The 15,427-nt window shown below is 62.8% G+C and carries 14 protein-coding genes; 11 read left to right on the top strand and 3 right to left on the bottom strand.

The window, feature by feature from the left end; translation table 11 throughout:
• Positions 1 to 58: 58 nt before the first annotated feature.
• From QD356_RS01875 to QD356_RS01865, 3 genes are read left to right on the top strand one after another with little or no spacing between them, the layout of a single operon-like run.
• Positions 59 to 1,549: a paraquat-inducible protein A gene (locus QD356_RS01875; RefSeq protein WP_192838456.1), complete on the top strand. Its 1,491-nt coding sequence runs from the start codon at positions 59 to 61 to the stop codon at positions 1,547 to 1,549.
• On the top strand, positions 1,546 to 3,180 hold the full coding sequence (gene pqiB, locus QD356_RS01870) for an intermembrane transport protein PqiB (protein WP_054554969.1): 1,635 nt from the start codon (positions 1,546 to 1,548) through the stop codon (positions 3,178 to 3,180). Before QD356_RS01875 ends, pqiB begins: the two co-directional genes overlap by 4 nt.
• Before the next feature lie 11 nt (positions 3,181 to 3,191).
• On the top strand, positions 3,192 to 3,887 hold the full coding sequence (locus QD356_RS01865; RefSeq protein WP_192838455.1) for an ABC-type transport auxiliary lipoprotein family protein: 696 nt from the start codon (positions 3,192 to 3,194) through the stop codon (positions 3,885 to 3,887).
• A gap of 119 nt (positions 3,888 to 4,006) precedes the next feature.
• Here the strand turns inward: QD356_RS01865 and QD356_RS01860 are convergent, their stop codons facing one another.
• From QD356_RS01860 to QD356_RS01850, 3 genes are all read right to left on the bottom strand, one after another.
• A complete protein-coding gene (locus QD356_RS01860; RefSeq protein ID WP_192838454.1) occupies positions 4,007 to 4,546 on the bottom strand; it encodes a glycine zipper 2TM domain-containing protein in 540 nt (179 codons plus the stop codon).
• 369 nt (positions 4,547 to 4,915) lie between these two features.
• Positions 4,916 to 5,551 carry a hypothetical protein gene (locus tag QD356_RS01855; protein ID WP_043331848.1) on the bottom strand — a complete coding sequence of 212 codons (636 nt, stop codon included), beginning with the start codon at positions 5,549 to 5,551 and terminating at the stop codon, positions 4,916 to 4,918.
• Between the two features lie 87 nt (positions 5,552 to 5,638).
• Positions 5,639 to 6,835 carry a GGDEF domain-containing protein gene (locus QD356_RS01850; protein ID WP_192838453.1) on the bottom strand — a complete coding sequence of 399 codons (1,197 nt, stop codon included), beginning with the start codon at positions 6,833 to 6,835 and terminating at the stop codon, positions 5,639 to 5,641.
• 709 nt (positions 6,836 to 7,544) lie between these two features.
• Here QD356_RS01850 and QD356_RS01845 point away from each other — a divergent pair.
• The 8 genes from QD356_RS01845 (at position 7,545) to QD356_RS01810 (ending at position 15,225) form a co-directional block, all read left to right on the top strand.
• Complete coding sequence (locus tag QD356_RS01845) at positions 7,545 to 8,045, top strand: hypothetical protein (RefSeq protein WP_131431471.1); 501 nt, start codon at positions 7,545 to 7,547, stop codon at positions 8,043 to 8,045.
• Between the two features lie 344 nt (positions 8,046 to 8,389).
• The gene (locus QD356_RS01840; protein WP_043331851.1) at positions 8,390 to 9,004 is read left to right on the top strand and encodes a CBS domain-containing protein; all 615 of its coding nucleotides are present in this window, start codon (positions 8,390 to 8,392) and stop codon (positions 9,002 to 9,004) included.
• Between the two features lie 250 nt (positions 9,005 to 9,254).
• The gene (locus QD356_RS01835) at positions 9,255 to 9,869 is read left to right on the top strand and encodes a hypothetical protein (RefSeq protein WP_192838452.1); all 615 of its coding nucleotides are present in this window, start codon (positions 9,255 to 9,257) and stop codon (positions 9,867 to 9,869) included.
• Positions 9,870 to 10,118: 249 nt separating this feature from the next.
• The gene (locus QD356_RS01830; protein ID WP_225996473.1) at positions 10,119 to 11,309 is read left to right on the top strand and encodes an MFS transporter; all 1,191 of its coding nucleotides are present in this window, start codon (positions 10,119 to 10,121) and stop codon (positions 11,307 to 11,309) included.
• Between the two features lie 349 nt (positions 11,310 to 11,658).
• Positions 11,659 to 12,432, top strand: coding sequence for a DUF969 domain-containing protein (locus tag QD356_RS01825; protein ID WP_064503231.1), 774 nt, complete (start codon positions 11,659 to 11,661; stop codon positions 12,430 to 12,432).
• Positions 12,429 to 13,340: a DUF979 domain-containing protein gene (locus QD356_RS01820; RefSeq protein ID WP_192838450.1), complete on the top strand. Its 912-nt coding sequence runs from the start codon at positions 12,429 to 12,431 to the stop codon at positions 13,338 to 13,340. The genes QD356_RS01825 and QD356_RS01820 overlap by 4 nt, the downstream gene beginning before the upstream one ends.
• A 76-nt stretch (positions 13,341 to 13,416) precedes the next feature.
• On the top strand, positions 13,417 to 14,076 hold the full coding sequence (gene pcp, locus QD356_RS01815; protein WP_192838449.1) for a pyroglutamyl-peptidase I: 660 nt from the start codon (positions 13,417 to 13,419) through the stop codon (positions 14,074 to 14,076).
• Positions 14,077 to 14,178: 102 nt separating this feature from the next.
• Positions 14,179 to 15,225, top strand: a complete 1,047-nt coding sequence (locus QD356_RS01810) for an asparaginase (protein WP_192838448.1) — start codon at positions 14,179 to 14,181, stop codon at positions 15,223 to 15,225.
• The last annotated feature ends 202 nt before the right edge of the window (positions 15,226 to 15,427 follow it).

Here is a 15,427-nt window from a genome sequence, read left to right as displayed (position 1 = left end):
GCGCATGCCCCGAACACGCGCGGCACGGCGATACACCACCCGATCCCGCTGGAGCGACATGCCTCGTCCCCTTGCTGCCCTGCGCCGCTACACCCGGCGTACCTTTGAAACCCGTGATCCGCCGCAGGTGTTCGCGCCTGTCACGTCAGGCGTGTCACGGCGGCGGATGCGTGCCTGCGAGTGCTGCGACCTCGTCGTGGCACTGCCGGCGCTCAAGGCCGGCGAGCGCGCCCGCTGCCCGCGCTGCGATCATCTGTTCGCCCAGCGCCATGCCCATGCCGTGCAACGCACCCTGGCACTGGCGATGGCGTGCCTGGTGATGCTGGTACTGACGCTGCCCTTCGAGTTCATCGCCTTTGCCACCAGTGGCATCTCGGCAAGCCTCAGCCTGATCGATACGCCCGCCGCCCTGACGGCCGAGTCCTATCCTTCCCTGGCCGTGCTGCTGATCCTGACCATCGTGATGCTGCCGGCGCTCTACCTGCTGGGCGTCATCTACACCCATGCGGCCATCGGGTTGAAATTGCCCTTGCCGGGTATTCGTGGCATTGCGCGCACCCTGAGCCACCTGCGCCCGTGGATGATGGCGGATGTGTTTCTGGTCGGCGTGATGGTGAGCCTGGTCAAGATCGCCGGCATGGCCGATATCAGCTTCGGCCCTTCCTTCTGGGCGTTCTGCGCCTTCGCCCTGCTGATGACCAAGACGCTGGCCAGCATCGATGGAGATCGCATGTGGTTCGCGCTGGCAGGCGAGCCAGCCGCCCCCAGCGGGACGTTGCCGGGCATCGGCGCTGCCTTGCAGGGATTGGCCAGTTGCCATAGCTGCGGCCTGATCAACGCCTGCGGCGAACGGGAGGCTCACACCCACTGCCGCCGCTGCGGCGACCCTGTCCATCAGCGCAAGACGCAGAGCCTGCAGCGCACCTGGGCGTGGCTGATCGCGGCGGCGATTCTGTACATCCCCGCCAATCTCTTTCCGATCATGACCACGGTCAGTCTCGGGGAGAATGACCCGCAGACGATTGCCGGTGGCATCGTGGTGCTGTGGTCACATGGTGACTGGCCCATCGCGATGGTCATCTTCATCGCCAGCATCCTGGTGCCGGCCTCGAAGATGATCGCCATCGCCTGGCTGTGCATCAGCGCCCAGCGCCCCGAGGTGCAGCATGCGCGGGCGCGGGTGACCCTGTACCGCATCACCGAATATGTCGGGCGCTGGTCGATGGTCGATGTCTTCGTGGTGGCGCTGCTGGCCGCGTTGATCCAGCTGGGCGCGCTGATGTCGGTCCACCCGGGGCCCGCGGCGCTGTCCTTTGCCTGCGTGGTGGTGCTGACGATGCTGTCGGCATTGAGCTTCGACCCACGCCTTGTCTGGGACACCGAGACGGAGAAGACGATGATGGCGAACACGCTGTTCGGTGATCTGCCGCTGACCCCGCTGACGGGCTCCGCATCTCTTGCCGCGTCCTCGCAGGCCACGCCTCCGTTCACGACCCCGGATGCCTCCCGCAATCCCCCTTCCGCTGCCGCCTCACAGGATGACTTATGAGTGATGATTCTCGCGCACGTCGTGAAAGTCGACGCCGCCTTTCGCCGATCTGGATAGTCCCGATCGTGGCCCTGCTGATCGGCGCCTGGATGGTGTGGCACAACTACGCCAGCCGTGGCCCGCTGATCACGATCGAAATGGAGACGGCGGAAGGTATCGAGGCGGGCAAGACCCTGATCAAGACCCGGAATGTCGAGGTCGGCAAGGTCGAATCCGTGCGCCTGTCGGACAATCTTGACAAGACCATCGTCACCGCGCGCATGTCCAAGGACAGCGAGCGCATGCTCAATGCCGACTCGCGACTCTGGGTCGTGAAGCCGCGCATCGGTCGTGAGGGCATCAGTGGCCTCAATACCGTACTGTCGGGGGCCTATATCCAGCTTCAGCCCGGCGACAGCCGCGATGAGGAGGATCACTTCGTGGCGCTGGAGCAACCGCCGGTGACGACGCAGGATGCCAAGGGACTGCGCATCGACCTCACCAGCAACGATGGCAGCGTGCTCTCCGACGGCGACCCCGTCACCTACGAGGGCTTCGTGGTCGGGCGCGTGGAATCCAGCGAGTTCCGCCCCAGCGAGAAGGAAATGCACTACACCCTGTATATCGACTCGCCCTACCATGAGCTGGTGACCTCCACCACGCGCTTCTGGTCCACCAGCGGGGTCAGCCTGCGCCTGGATTCCCAGGGCCTGCAGGTCGATGTCGGGTCATTGGAAAGCGTACTGAGCGGCGGGGTGGCCTTCGGCATTCCCGAAGACCTGCCGCGTGGTCGTCCGGTGGTCGAGAACACCTCCTTCACGCTGTATTCCGACCAGGAAGAGGCCCGTGAAGGCAGCTTCCACCAGGCCATCGACTACGTGATCATGGTCGACGATACCGTGCGTGGCCTGTCGCGCGGCGCGCCGGTGGAATTCCGCGGCGTCCGTCTCGGCACCGTGGTCAGCGTGCCCTATCGCCTGACCCACCAGCGCGTGCGGACGCTGTCGAGCTTCGAGATTCCGGTGCTGATTCGCATCGAGCCCGAACGCCTCGAGGGGCAAGTGGATGATGAAGGCGTGGCGCAGTGGAAGAAGCGCCTCGAGCGCCTCTTCAAGCGCGGCATGCGCGCGACGCTGAAATCCGGCAACCTGCTGACCGGCGCCCTGTTCGTCGATCTCGACTTCTATGACAACCCGCCGCCCTACAAGGCTGATACCTTCGATGATATCGAGGTCATGCCGAGCGTCTCGGGGGGCCTGGCGCAGATGGAAGCCAAGCTCAATGCCCTGCTCGACAAGCTCAATGCACTCGATGTCGAGCCGGTACTGAGCAACCTGAACAAGACGCTGTCGGCCTCCGAGAGTCTGGTCAAGCGCCTCGACAAGACGGCCGGTCATGTCGATAGCCTGTTGGGTTCCGAGGCGGTACAGAAGCTGCCGGGCGATATCAGCACCAGCATCGACAACCTCAATCGTACCCTGGATGGTCTGACACCGGATTCTTCCGCCTACCGCAAGCTGGAAGGCGATCTCGAACGACTGGACCGCGTGCTCAAGAAGGCGGAACCGCTGCTCGACACGCTGGAGAAGAACCCCTCCAGCCTGATCTTCGACAAGCCGACCACTCGCGATCCGATCCCAAGGGCCCAATGATGACGACAGCCATGAGTCTCTCGACCCGCACAGCCACCGTGCCGCAAGCGTGCAGCGCGTCTGCCTCACCGCGCACTTCAACTTCGCACAAGGGCCGCTTCGGCGGCCTGATGGCAGGCTTGCTGATGCTCGGCACACTGGCGGGCTGCACGACTGCCGCCACCGGTGGCGCCTACCTGCTGCCACAAACGACACAGGCCGGTGCCCAGCGCAGCGTTGCCGCCGATGCGCCCCTGCTGGAAGTGATGCCGGTGCAACTGGCCAGCTACCTGGAAGGCGGCAGTCTGGTCTATCAGACGGATGACATCACGCTGGTACAGGCCAGTCAGAACCTGTGGGCCGATGACCTGCAGGACATGCTGACCCGCCAGCTGCTGACACAGCTCAAGGCCAGCCCCGCCCAACCGCTGAGCCAGTACCGTATCGCGGACACCAGCCTGAGCGGCCTCAAGGGCGCACGCCTGAGCGTAAGCCTGGATCGCTTCATCGGCCGCCACGATGGCCAGTCCGTCATCACCGGTCGCTGGCGCCTGCGCGGCGTGGATGGCAGCGTGCTGGAGGAAGGCGACATCCAGACGCTGACTCCCCTGACGGATGACGGCTATCCGGCGCTGGTCAATAGCCTGGGCGAAGGCTGGCGTGTGACTGGCGAGCAGTTGGCACGCGAGATCGCCAAGGCACTGCCGGCCACGGCGGATGCCAGCTGATGACCTGACGGTCTGATGGAAAAGAGCACGGTTGGATGCCCAGAAAGCTGGATGTCCAGAAACCAGAAGCCCCCCGACGGAATCCGTCGGGGGGCTTCTGGTCTGGCGGCTAGCTGGCCTCAGCCTTGCTGGGGCAACACCAGCTCACCGTCACGGATCTCGAAGCGCTTCACATCCGGCTTCTCCTCGAGACGCACGGTGCGGGTCTCGTCACCCATGTCGACCTTGACGTCGTAGCCGACCACCTTGTCTGACGCGTCCTGCACCGTTTCGCAGCGCTGTTCGGTCGTGGTGTAGGTGTCGCCCTTCTTCATCTGGCCCTGGATCTGGTTGCCGGCATAACCGCCACCCACGGCACCCGCGGCTGTCAGCACCTTCTTGCCATTGCCACCGCCAAACTGATTGCCCACCACACCGCCGACGATCGCGCCAACGGCCGTGCCCACGACATTGTGGGTGTCCTTGCTGGGAGCCTGATGCGTCACGGTCTCGTTGTGACAGACCTCGCGCGGGGTGGTCACGGTTTCCGTCACGGCATCCACCGCCACGATATCGGCATATTCAGGGCCTGAGTTGCTGGCCGTATAGCTGCCGATCGCCACTCCACCGCCAATGCCCAGTGCAGCCACGATCGCGCCAATCAGGATGGACTTGTTCATGCGTGTTCTCCTCACCGAATAGTGTTGCAGCCTGGCTCGTCGGCCAGTCAGCCATGCCCCTGGATGACACTTGAGGGGCTTGCCGCTGCGTTCGGAGAGTAATCTAACACTGTTCGATAAACTCGGTAATGTGGCAACTTCACCACCCGGTCGTCGCCATTTCGCAACATCGGACATGAAAAAGCCGGGTTCTACGCTAGATCATGCCTTATATTAGCAATTTCTTGGCAAGCAGGCTTGCGGCCAGAAAACCCCGCTCATCGTCCTGGCGCTGACGCACAGGGCTGTACGAGTTGGACAAGGCAAGGGCCGGTGCGAGCGCCTCAGCTCGCACCGGCCCTTGCCTTGATAGCGCTGACCGCAAGTCACTCAGTCCAGCTGATTGGCCGTGATGGACACGGCTTCATCGTTGCAGAACTGCACGCGCACATCTTCCCACCAGTTCAATAGACGGCAGGACGTGTCATCGGCAATCGTCTCGCTGATATCACTGGGCTTGCCCAGCAACGAGATGGCCTGAGCCTCGCTCATACCCTGCACCAGATAGCCATCATCAAGTGCTGAACGAATGCGGTACTGGCGCTGACTCTCCTCACGTGCGGCCAGGGCACGCTCCTTCTCACGCGCCAGGCGCTGTGCGGTCGGGTCTTCGCCTGAAGTCTCTTCTATCACGTCAGCGGCGGGCACCACCGTCAGCGAATCATCCAGCGTGACGGGGGTATCGCCCTGCTGGCAAGGCTGCTGCTGCCAAGTGGGCACCCCCGCCTGGACACAGCGAAAGATGCTGTTGTTGGCCTTGGCGGCAGGCGGCAGAGAGGGTGTCGCCGGGTCGGCAATCACTTGCGCCCGGGGCGCCTGCCCGTCACTCGAAGACGCTGCAGCATTCGGCGACTCCTCCGCCTGAACCGCCGCAAGCGGCATACCACTGACCAGCGTCGCCACCAGCAGTCCCCGCAAGAGCCGGCGCGACACCTGGCGCGAAACGCTGCCACAGGAATCCATCATCAACTTGTCTCTCCGCTTGGTGAGAGCGTGGATCACGCACGGATATCACGCCCAATGAGGTGAAATGGCAAAGCCATCATCCTTGCGTCAGCGCTTCCACTGATAGACCTCATCGGCGGTCTGCACATCGTCATGGTGACTGACATCAGAGCGACTGGGGGTCGAGGCCGCTTCGCCTGATCCATCGCCCGGAGTGTCCAGTGGCGGCATGCCTGGCATGGCCAGCCTGTCGTGGCTGTGATCGGGGCGGTGGTCGTGATCAGACGGCTCGATCTGATCGAGACTGGCTGCACCGTGATCGGGCGTATCCCAGACGGTGACCACCCGATTGCGCCCTTCGCGCTTGGCACGGTACATGGCCTGATCGGCACGCTGCAGAAGGTCCGGCAGCAGTGATTCCGCGCAAGCGGCCGGTCCGCCCTGGGCCACACCGATACTGATGGTGACCCGCAGCAGCTGGCCGTTGCTCAGCGTGAAGGCACGACTGTTGATCGAGAGCAGCAAACGTTCGGCTGCGTGCTGGAGCCCTTCTCTGTCCTCCGTCGGACACAGGGCCACGAACTCTTCTCCCCCCTGGCGGCACAACTGATCACTGCCGCGCAGATGGTGACGCAGTCGTTGCGTCAGCTCTATCAACACCTCATCGCCAATCGCATGCCCCTGGGTATCATTGATGGCCTTGAAGTGATCGACATCGATCATCAGCACCCCCAGGCCACCACGACTCAGCAGACGCGGCCCCTCTTCCAGCAAGGCAAAACGAGACAGCGCCCCCGTCAACTGGTCATGACGCAAGTCTCGACGGTAGCGCTGCTCGCGCTGCTCAGCCTCCCACCCGATCTGCACGGCCACCACCGCGATGAAGGTGACGGAAATCACCAGGTTGACGACACTGGCCAGCGACATGAACTCGTAGGAGACGATATAGACCGGGCTGGTGAGATATTGGGCGCCGATATAGAACAGCAGCAGAACACTACTGAACAATAGCCGTTGAATGCGTGACAGGGACGCGATGCAGATGAAGAAGATGGCGACGATATGGAAATACTCGAAGCCACCCTCGGCGCCGAACTGGTATTCCCACCATGCCGCCTTGGCAGACACCGGCACCACCAGCAACAGCAACGCGGTATTCATGTACCCCTTGCGGTGGAACATGATGGCCAGGACGTTGAGCAGGACGCCGATGACATTGATCACCACCGGCTGCGGATAAGGCTGCAGGCTCAGCAGAGCGAAGTAGCCCAGCTGGCAGCCGAGCGCACTGATGTAGATCCACATGAACAACTGATAAAGCGCGAGGTGCCGCTCAGCCAGCCCCGCCGGAGCTGGCCACCGCCACTTCATGTTTACCGTGCGCAAGACACCCTGCCGACTTCCTGCTTTGCGACGGCGATCTGCTTTCGCCATGATTCCTTCCTCATTTACGGCACTTCCCGTGTGCCTCCGCTGCGCGCTACCTGATGATTTTACCTGCCTATTCTATCTCACGCTGCTGTATGAAACGTGACAGCCCTTACCATTGCGCATCCTACAAGGCATGCAGCGCAAGTCAGGCATGTGATTCACGTGTACCAGGCGCCCTCCCCTGCGAGACTGGCAATCCCATCACAGCGGCGTGGCTCACGTAGCAGGAGCCTGAGCGTGAAGCATCAGCAATCTCGAGGATCAGCAGTCGAAGATTCTCACAAAGTGGGCCTTGTGGGTGACTTGCAGAGTAGTTCAGAGAAGATTTAAGCCCTAGATTCAGTCGTGATGATGACCGGGCTGGAAAAAGTCCGTGACCAGTCAATGGTACTCTTGAGCATGGCAATGCTGACATCTCATCGCCAGCCTGCATGACTCGGACCACCTGACACTCGGGCCCTCCTCGACGTCTGAGGCAAGAACCGGGCAGACAATCGCCCGCCTTCGTGACACCATCAGCGCCTGGACATGGCAGTAGCCGTCACCCACTTTTCCCCGCCGTTTTTAGAGAAGAGAGACTGTAATGGACGCGACCACTCTGACACGCGACTTCCACCTGTGGCAGCGTTTCTCCAAGCAAGACCGCCTGGAACGTGAACATCGTGCTGCCCGCCGCAAGATCGCCGAAGCTGGCACCATGGCGACGCGCATGATCAAGGCCTATGAAAGCATGGCCGCCAAGGGCGTCTCCGAGAATGCATGCTATCGCACCATCTACAAGCAACGCGATGCGCAGGGTGAGATCATGGTGCGCGAAGGCTGGCTCAAGGTGCGTCGTGTAGTCGCGGAAGGCGGCACCACGCGTCTTCGCGGCACGCTGATGACAACGTTCAGCCTACTGGATGGCGAGCAGGAACCCGCTGATGCCAGCGTCGAGAAACTCACGCTCGAGGTGTATGACGAAATCGTCGCCGGCACCAAGATGAAGCTGGCCTGCAAGGTGGACCGTTGCGACGCCGATGACCAGACGGACTTCATCACCTTCCTGGATGCCGTACGCGGCGACCTCAAGCAGTGGGTGTGATGCGCCCAGGCGTGTACGCCAGCCCCTGATGAAGGGGTAACTCCCTGAATCGGCTCAATGATGCCCACTCGCCTCGTGCAGTGGGCATCATTGCTGTCAGGGGCAAGAAGGCTGCTGACTCCTGCCAGTGTCGGCCTGCCGGGCTCAGCCTTTGTTTCCCAAATGGAATCTATCCATTTCCCATCTCGCACAGATTGCAGCAAATATTGACCTCATGGACCGAAAATCCTGTCACTGTTGCGACAGTAGCAACCTGAGGTTACCCATCGTGCAGGAAACTCCTGGCCCTCGCCTGACTCATAGTACGCAGAACATGCTCGTCATCTGATCACAGGAGTCAGTCCATGAATGCCATTGCACCGTCGGCTTACCATACCCTCGACGTCGAAACGCTCTCTCATGTCACCTCCGCTCGTCTGCCTTTGCAGCCGATCGGCGACATCACCATGGATAGCCCGGCCAGTGAGCTGGTGACGGACTTTGCCGTTACCGCCGGTCGCAGCATTCAGGGCAGCGCCTCCATCGGTCAGGCACTGGCGACCATGAAACAGGCGGGGGTGCGCCTGCTGCTGGTCCACGATCATGATGGCACCTTCACCGGCGTGGTGACTTCGCGTGAGCTGCAGGGTGGCCGAGTCGTGATGCGTGCCATGACCCGCTTCAATGTTCAGCGCGATGAAGTCACTACCGACATGGTGCAGATACCCCGCGCGGAGCTGCAGGGCATTCCTCTCGCCGTGCTCAAGCGCGCCCGCGTCGGGGACCTGGTCGAGACGCTGCGTCAGAGTGGCGAATCCCACCTGCTGGTGACCGAGCAGGGCGATGATGGCAAACCCAGCGTGCGCGGTCTGGTCGCCGCCTCCCGCGTCGGCAAGGCCTTGGGGCTCGACCTGGAGCACCCGCCGGAAGCACGCAATTTCGCTGATATCTGCCGGGCCGTGCTGGGCAAGTACGAGTGACCCGACAAGGGTAGGCAGTGTCCTCAGTCATCTGGCTGACAGAGGCGTAATGAAGTCGCGTCCTGACAAGATGGTTTATCCCCAGACTGGTGCTTGATTCGGGAAAAATGCTCACAAACGGCGTATGATGTGGCTATCAGCGCGAGATATCACTTGGCAGGCAGCATGGAAGCGCCTGTCGGTCAGAGAGATGACTCGGGCTCTGACGGATATACTCAGCCAACGGATGGTGTAGATGAGGATTTCAGCCATGCCATTACGCTCACTGCGTGATCATCTTTTCAAGCAGCGCCACGTCGAGGTGCTCGTCATCAAACAGATTGATGGCGAGCTCGTGCATGTGTGTGGTGCCGGCATCGTGGAAGGCAACGGCAGCGTCAGTCACAAGCGGCGTGAGCTGCAGCGTGACAACCATGCCTTCCCGGTGCGCATGCATGATGGCAATCAGGTACTTCAGCCGGACGACTTCAATCGTCTGGTGCTGCTGGAGGAAGTGACCCTGCACCCCCTTGGCTGCCAGCCGAAGGAAGCCATCTCGCTGGAGGTGGCTGGCCATCGCTATCGTGTCGCGCATACCCCCATGCGCTGCTGGCACTTCCGCGGCCACCTCGTGCTGGAGCGCACGCCCCAGGGCATGCTGCTGAGCACCGAGGACATGACCCTGATTCGCGCCAAGGCGAGTCGCCAGCCAATCTCCAAGACGGCACGCGCCAATGCCGAGCGCCTGCAGAAGACGCCCGCATGGCGCAATGTCGCTCCCCGCGGCCACGATGTGCATGCCGACGGCGCCACGACGCGTCAACGCGCGGCAGCACGCAGGGTCGATAGCGCGACACGCGAGCTGGAGCTTGAGCCCAAGTACTGAGGCACAGGAGCGGTGCACTGCAGCGGGGACATTGAGCCAAGACAGATGCATTGAGACAGGCTCATTGAGAAAGGCCCATCGAGAAAGGCCCATCGAGAAAGGCCCATTGAGACAGAACGCTCGGCAATTGCCGAGCGTTCTGCTGTCCAGGGCCCGGTCAGCGGAAGAGCGGCTCGCGGCAAGACAGCTTGAGCATATGCCGGTATTCTCACAGACCTGTCCTCTCGTTCAGGTTTCCTCATGCGCCGAATGCCAGCATCCCTATTCCTGCTCATCCTGATTCTGGTCGCCCTGAACCTGCGTCCGGCGCTGTCATCCCTGGCACCCCTGCTGGATCGCATCACCCAGGACCTGGGCCTGAGCACGCTGGCAGCGGGCCTTCTCACCACACTGCCCGTCGTCTGCCTGGGGCTCTTCGCCCCACTGGCGCCGCACCTGGCCCGCCGCCTGGGGGTAGAGCGCACCCTCAGCCTTGCCCTGGTCACTCTCGGCATCGCCCTGTGGTTGCGGGCCAGTGACATGGCACTGCTGCTGTATCTCGGCACCCTGTTATGTGGCGGCAGCATCGGCGTCGCCGGCACCCTGCTGCCCGCCATCGTCAAGCGCGAGCATCCTGAGCGAGCCGACCTGTTCACCGGCGTGTACACCATGGCGCTATGTCTTGGTGCGGCGCTGGCCGCGGGACTCAGCGTGCCACTGGCCAATCTTCTCGACAGCTGGCAAGCCTCATTGGCCTGCTGGGCGCTGCTTGTGGTGATCGCGCTTCCCGCCTGGCGCCTGAGCATGCCCCACCCGTGGCCAGAGAAGATGACCAGCCATCAGCAGGCCACCCCCCGCCTGTGGCACCTGCCGCTGGCCCGCCAGGTCACCTTCTTCATGGGCTGCCAGTCTTCCCTGGCCTATATCGTCTTTGGCTGGCTGCCTTTCCTGCTTCAGCAGCGCGGCCTGAGCGATATCGAATCCGGCTGGCTGATGGCCGCCTCGGTAATGGCACAGGTGCTCACCGCTCTGTTGGCCCCCGTGATCGGCCGCATGGGGCGCGACCAGCGCCCCGCCATCCTGCTGCTGTTGTCCTGTACCGCCATCGGCCTGCTGGGACTGATGATCGGGCCGCTGTCCCTGCGCTGGCTGTTCGCCGTGCTGCTCGGTTTCGGCCAGGGGGGCAGCTTCTCGATGGCATTGACGCTGCTGGTGCTGCGCACCTCCGATGCACGTCTGGCGGGCGCCCTCTCCGGCATGGCACAAGGCACCGGCTACATGCTGGCCGCCCTCGGGCCACTCGCCGTCGGTATTCTGCTGGAAATCACGGCCGACCTGCGCGTGATCGCGTCGCTGTTCGCGCTGATCCTGCTGAGCGCCGCCATGCTTGGCTTCCAGGTCGGCAGGCGTCGCCGTATCTGCCTGCGCGAGGATGGCAGCACCGAAGTGGTCGATGGCTGACATCTTCTCCCCTCAAGGGGTGAGGCAAGGCCCTACCAAGGCATCAATATTATCTGTCAGCCATGTCTGGATGATAGATTTTATCGATACTACTTGTCGTTGAAATTTATATATTCCGAATGTCTCATTTGGATTCCTCTGGTGTCGCTCTACCCTCTGAGTTCTCGTTGTAAAGCAACGAAACATTGCGCCCTGCCATGTTCGAACTGCTCGGCAATGGTCAACCAGCCAGACAATGTTCGACCTGCTTCGCAACGAGACCCTCATAACAACAATCTCACACCCAGAGGCACATGCTCATGTCCTTCGAAAGGATTCGATTGTCCTCCCCCTGCTCGGGAGACACCTCATGCTGTCATTGATCGGCGTAGCCATCATCGTCATCGGCCTGGCACTGCGCCTCAATGCGCTGCTGGTGGTGCTGGTGGCAGGTTTCTCCTCCGGCCTGGTGGCCGGCATGTCACCCACTGAAATTCTCGCCGCGCTCGGTCAGGCCTTTACCGACAACCGCGCCGTCTCGCTGTTCATCATCACCCTGCCGGTGATCGGACTGCTCGAACGCAATGGACTGCGCGATCAGGCCGAGCATCTGGTCCAGAAACTGCGGGCCGCCAGCGCCGGGCGTATCTCCTTCAGCTACCTGGTGCTGCGCAAGGCGACAAATGCCTTCGGCCTGCAGCTCGGTGGCCACCCGGCAATGATCCGACCGCTGGTCGCCCCGATGTCAGTCGGCGCCGCCGAACGTGATCTCCCCGAAGAGGCGCTGAGCTCGCCACGCTTCAAGGCCCTGAGCCAACGCATCCGCGTTCTGAATGCCGTCAGCGAGAACTTCGGCAACTTCTTCAGCCAGCTGATCTTCGTGGCTTCCGGCGGGTTGTTGCTGATCAAGAGCGTGCTCGACAAGAGTGGCGCCAGCGTCAGCCTGGCCGACATGGCGCTGTATGCCATTCCCACCGCGCTGGTATCACTGGTGGTGGTATTCGTGCTCTGCCGCCGGCTGGACGCGCGCATTCGCCGTGAACAACAGCTGTTGCGCGAGGAATACCCCCAGCCCTCCGGCCAGACCAACGCGACACCGGGCAAGGACACCTTCACCACTTCTGCGACGGAGAGCCACTCATGAACGGTATCGACGCTCTCTACCTGATTACCGGCTTCGCCATCATGGCCTTTGCCGTCTTGACGCTCACCGATCGTGATCATCCGTGCAGACTCGGCACCAGTGCCTTCTGGATGATCTTCGGCATCAGCCTGGCATTTGGCCAGTGGCTGCCCGATGTCGTGGTCGGGCTTGCCATGCTCGCGCTGGCCCTGCTGGCCGCCACCGGCCAGCTCGGCTTCGGCAACTACGGCCAGTTGAGCGATGAGGCGCGTCAGGCGCGCCGCAAGCGTCTGGGGTCGCGCCTGTTCATCCCCGCGCTGGTGATTCCGGTCGGCACCTTCCTTTACACCCTCACGACAGGTCAGAGTGCGCTGGTCGGCCTGGGCGTCGCGACGGTACTGGCCTTTGCCGTGGCACTGCTGCTGCTGCGCGAAAGCCCGGCGACCGGCATGCAGGAAGGTCGCCGTCTGGCCGATGCCATCGGCTGGGCCGCCATCCTGCCGCAATTCCTGGCCGCCCTTGGCCTGCTGTTCGATCAGGCCGGCGTCGGCCAGACCATCGCCGGGCTGGTCTCGAGCGTGGTGCCGGATACCAGCCTGATCGCCTGCGTGATTGCCTACTGCGTCGGCATGGCCGTGTTCACCATGCTGATGGGCAACGGCTTCGCGGCCTTTGCGGTCATCACCTCCGGTATCGGCTATCCGCTGGTCATCGCGCTGCATGGCGGCAACCCGGCCATCGTCGGTGTGCTGGGGATGCTGTCCGGCTACTGCGGCACGCTGATGACGCCGATGGCCGCCAACTTCAACATCGTGCCGGCGGCCCTGCTGGAACTGGATGACCGCTACCACATCATTCGCGCACAGATACTGCCTGCGCTGGTCATGCTCGCCGCCAACATCAGCCTGATGTTGCTGCTGGCCTTCTGATCTCCCACTCTTACCCGCGCATCGATCACCGCCAGCAGTGACCCGCGGTGATCGATGCCAGCCAAGGAATGTCATCATGCGTCGTCTGCTACTCTGCGGCTTCGAGCCCTTCGGCACGGATAGCGTCAATCCCGCCCTCAAGATCATCGAACAACTGGACGGCCAGACACTGGCCATGCACGACCAGCCCGATGAGCGCTTCGAGATCATCACCTGCCGGGTGCCGGTGACACGCTACGCCGCGATTGAAAGTGTCATCGAGGCCATCGGCCAGCACGCCCCTGACACCGTGATCATGCTTGGTCAGGCAAGCGGTCGCAGCGCCATCACGCCGGAGCGGGTCGCCATCAACCTGGATGACTATCGCATCAAGGACAACCGCGGCTACCAGCCGGTGGATGAGCCCATCGAGGCCGATGGCCCGGACGGCTGCTTCACCACCCTGCCGATCAAGGCAATGGTCAACGACCTCCAGGCGGCAGGCCTTCCCGCCAGCGTCTCCTACACGGCAGGCACCTTCGTCTGCAACCACCTGTTCTATGGGGTGCAGCGTCATCTGGCGGATAGCCCCATCCGCTCCGGCTTCGTGCATATCCCGGCGCTGCCCGAGCAGAGTGTCGATGGCCGCCTGCCGACCATGAGTCTTGAAAGCATGCTCGAAGGCGTACGGGTGATGTGCATCAGCGCCATGTCCCATCAGGAGGATGCGCGCATCGGCGGTGGCAATATCAGCTGAGCGCCCCCATCGCGACGCGGCTGAACGCCCGACTCCGACAGCTTCCCTGCAAGCCGGCATGCGTTACAATGCCGGCTTTCCCATTTCTGGCAGGTGGACACGATGACTCCCAAGACGCACATCCTGGTGCTGTATACCGGCGGCACGCTGGGCATGGTGGAAAGTGAACATGGACTGGTACCTGCCGGTGACTTCGATGCACGTCTGCGCGCAGCACTGGAGCAACTGCCCCCCAGCCGTCGTGGCCGTCTGCCCGCCTTCACCCTGCGCGAGTTTCCGCAGCTGATCGACTCCTCCTCCGCGACACCGGCGGACTGGCACACCATCGCCAGCCAGATCGCGGACGCCTACGACAGCTTCGATGGCTTCGTCGTGCTGCAGGGCACCGACACCCTGGCCTGGACCGCCTCCAGCCTCGCCTTCCAGCTCAAGGGTACCGCACGCCCGGTCATCGTCAGTGGCGCACAGTTGCCGCTGGAAGCCGAGCACAGTGACGCGCTGGGCAATGTCGAGCTGGCGCTCACCGCCGCCGCCCAGCCGACCCTCAATGAAGTCGTGGTCGCCTTCGGCGGGCAGCTGCTGCGTGGCGTGTGCACTCGCAAGTGGTACACCCAGGACCACCGCGGCTTCACCACGCCCAATGCGCCGCTGCTGGGCGAATGGGTCGATGACCGCGTCGTGCTCTACCCCGGCCGCCTGATGGATGACCAAGGCCCCGCCTTCGAGCTGCCCGACTATGGCCGCCTCGGCAAGGACAGCATCATTCGCCTGCCGCTCTACCCCGGCATCAGCGCCGAGAGCGTGCGTGTGCAGTTGATGCGCCCCGAGGTCAAGGGCGCCGTGCTGGAGTTGTGGGGCAGCGGCAATCTGCCGGAAGACAGCGAGCTTCTGGGAGTGTTGGCCGATGCGCGTGGCGAAGGCAAGCTGCTGGCCGGTATCAGCCAATGTCCGCACGGGCCGGTCACCATCGGCCACTATGCGGCCGGCGCAGGCCTGGCCACCATCGGCGTGCTGTCAGGCGACGACATGACGCTGGAAGCGGCCTTCACCAAACTGCTGCATCTGGTGGCGCTCGATCAGGATGAAGACTGGCAGCGGGAACGCTTCCTGATGCCCTTGGTGGGTGAGCGCGCCAGCGGCCTGCTGTGAGTCCTGGCGGCTCCGCATGTCGCTGACCCCTTGTCGCTGAGCGCTGAACTCTTGTCACTGATCAGCGCGCAAACAGCCCCATGGTTGGCCGATAGATAACAGAAAGCCCCCGCCAGGCATACCTGACGGGGGCTTTCTAGTTTCGCTGATAGGCCTTGGCTAATCCTTCACACCAAGGCGCAAATCAACAGGGCCAGCTGGT

The sequence above is a fragment of the Cobetia sp. 2AS genome (genome assembly GCF_029846355.1).
Classification (GTDB): Bacteria; Pseudomonadota; Gammaproteobacteria; order Pseudomonadales; family Halomonadaceae; genus Cobetia; species Cobetia amphilecti.
This window is presented reverse-complemented; position numbering and strand designations above follow the sequence as displayed.

Excerpts from the sequence above, each read along its gene's own strand:
- QD356_RS01810 (WP_192838448.1), top strand. The coding sequence starts at position 14,179 with ATGACTCCCAAGACGCACATCCTGGTGCTGTATACCGGCGGCACGCTG.
- QD356_RS01830 (WP_225996473.1), top strand. The coding sequence starts at position 10,119 with ATGCCAGCATCCCTATTCCTGCTCATCCTGATTCTGGTCGCCCTGAAC.
- QD356_RS01855 (WP_043331848.1), bottom strand. The coding sequence starts at position 5,551 with ATGATGGATTCCTGTGGCAGCGTTTCGCGCCAGGTGTCGCGCCGGCTC.
- pqiB (WP_054554969.1), top strand. The coding sequence starts at position 1,546 with ATGAGTGATGATTCTCGCGCACGTCGTGAAAGTCGACGCCGCCTTTCG.
- QD356_RS01845 (WP_131431471.1), top strand. The coding sequence starts at position 7,545 with ATGGACGCGACCACTCTGACACGCGACTTCCACCTGTGGCAGCGTTTC.
- pcp (WP_192838449.1), top strand. The coding sequence starts at position 13,417 with ATGCGTCGTCTGCTACTCTGCGGCTTCGAGCCCTTCGGCACGGATAGC.
- QD356_RS01865 (WP_192838455.1), top strand. The coding sequence starts at position 3,192 with ATGAGTCTCTCGACCCGCACAGCCACCGTGCCGCAAGCGTGCAGCGCG.
- QD356_RS01835 (WP_192838452.1), top strand. The coding sequence starts at position 9,255 with ATGCCATTACGCTCACTGCGTGATCATCTTTTCAAGCAGCGCCACGTC.
- QD356_RS01820 (WP_192838450.1), top strand. The coding sequence starts at position 12,429 with ATGAACGGTATCGACGCTCTCTACCTGATTACCGGCTTCGCCATCATG.
- QD356_RS01875 (WP_192838456.1), top strand. The coding sequence starts at position 59 with ATGCCTCGTCCCCTTGCTGCCCTGCGCCGCTACACCCGGCGTACCTTT.
- QD356_RS01860 (WP_192838454.1), bottom strand. The coding sequence starts at position 4,546 with ATGAACAAGTCCATCCTGATTGGCGCGATCGTGGCTGCACTGGGCATT.
- QD356_RS01850 (WP_192838453.1), bottom strand. The coding sequence starts at position 6,835 with ATGTGGATCTACATCAGTGCGCTCGGCTGCCAGCTGGGCTACTTCGCT.
- QD356_RS01825 (WP_064503231.1), top strand. The coding sequence starts at position 11,659 with ATGCTGTCATTGATCGGCGTAGCCATCATCGTCATCGGCCTGGCACTG.
- QD356_RS01840 (WP_043331851.1), top strand. The coding sequence starts at position 8,390 with ATGAATGCCATTGCACCGTCGGCTTACCATACCCTCGACGTCGAAACG.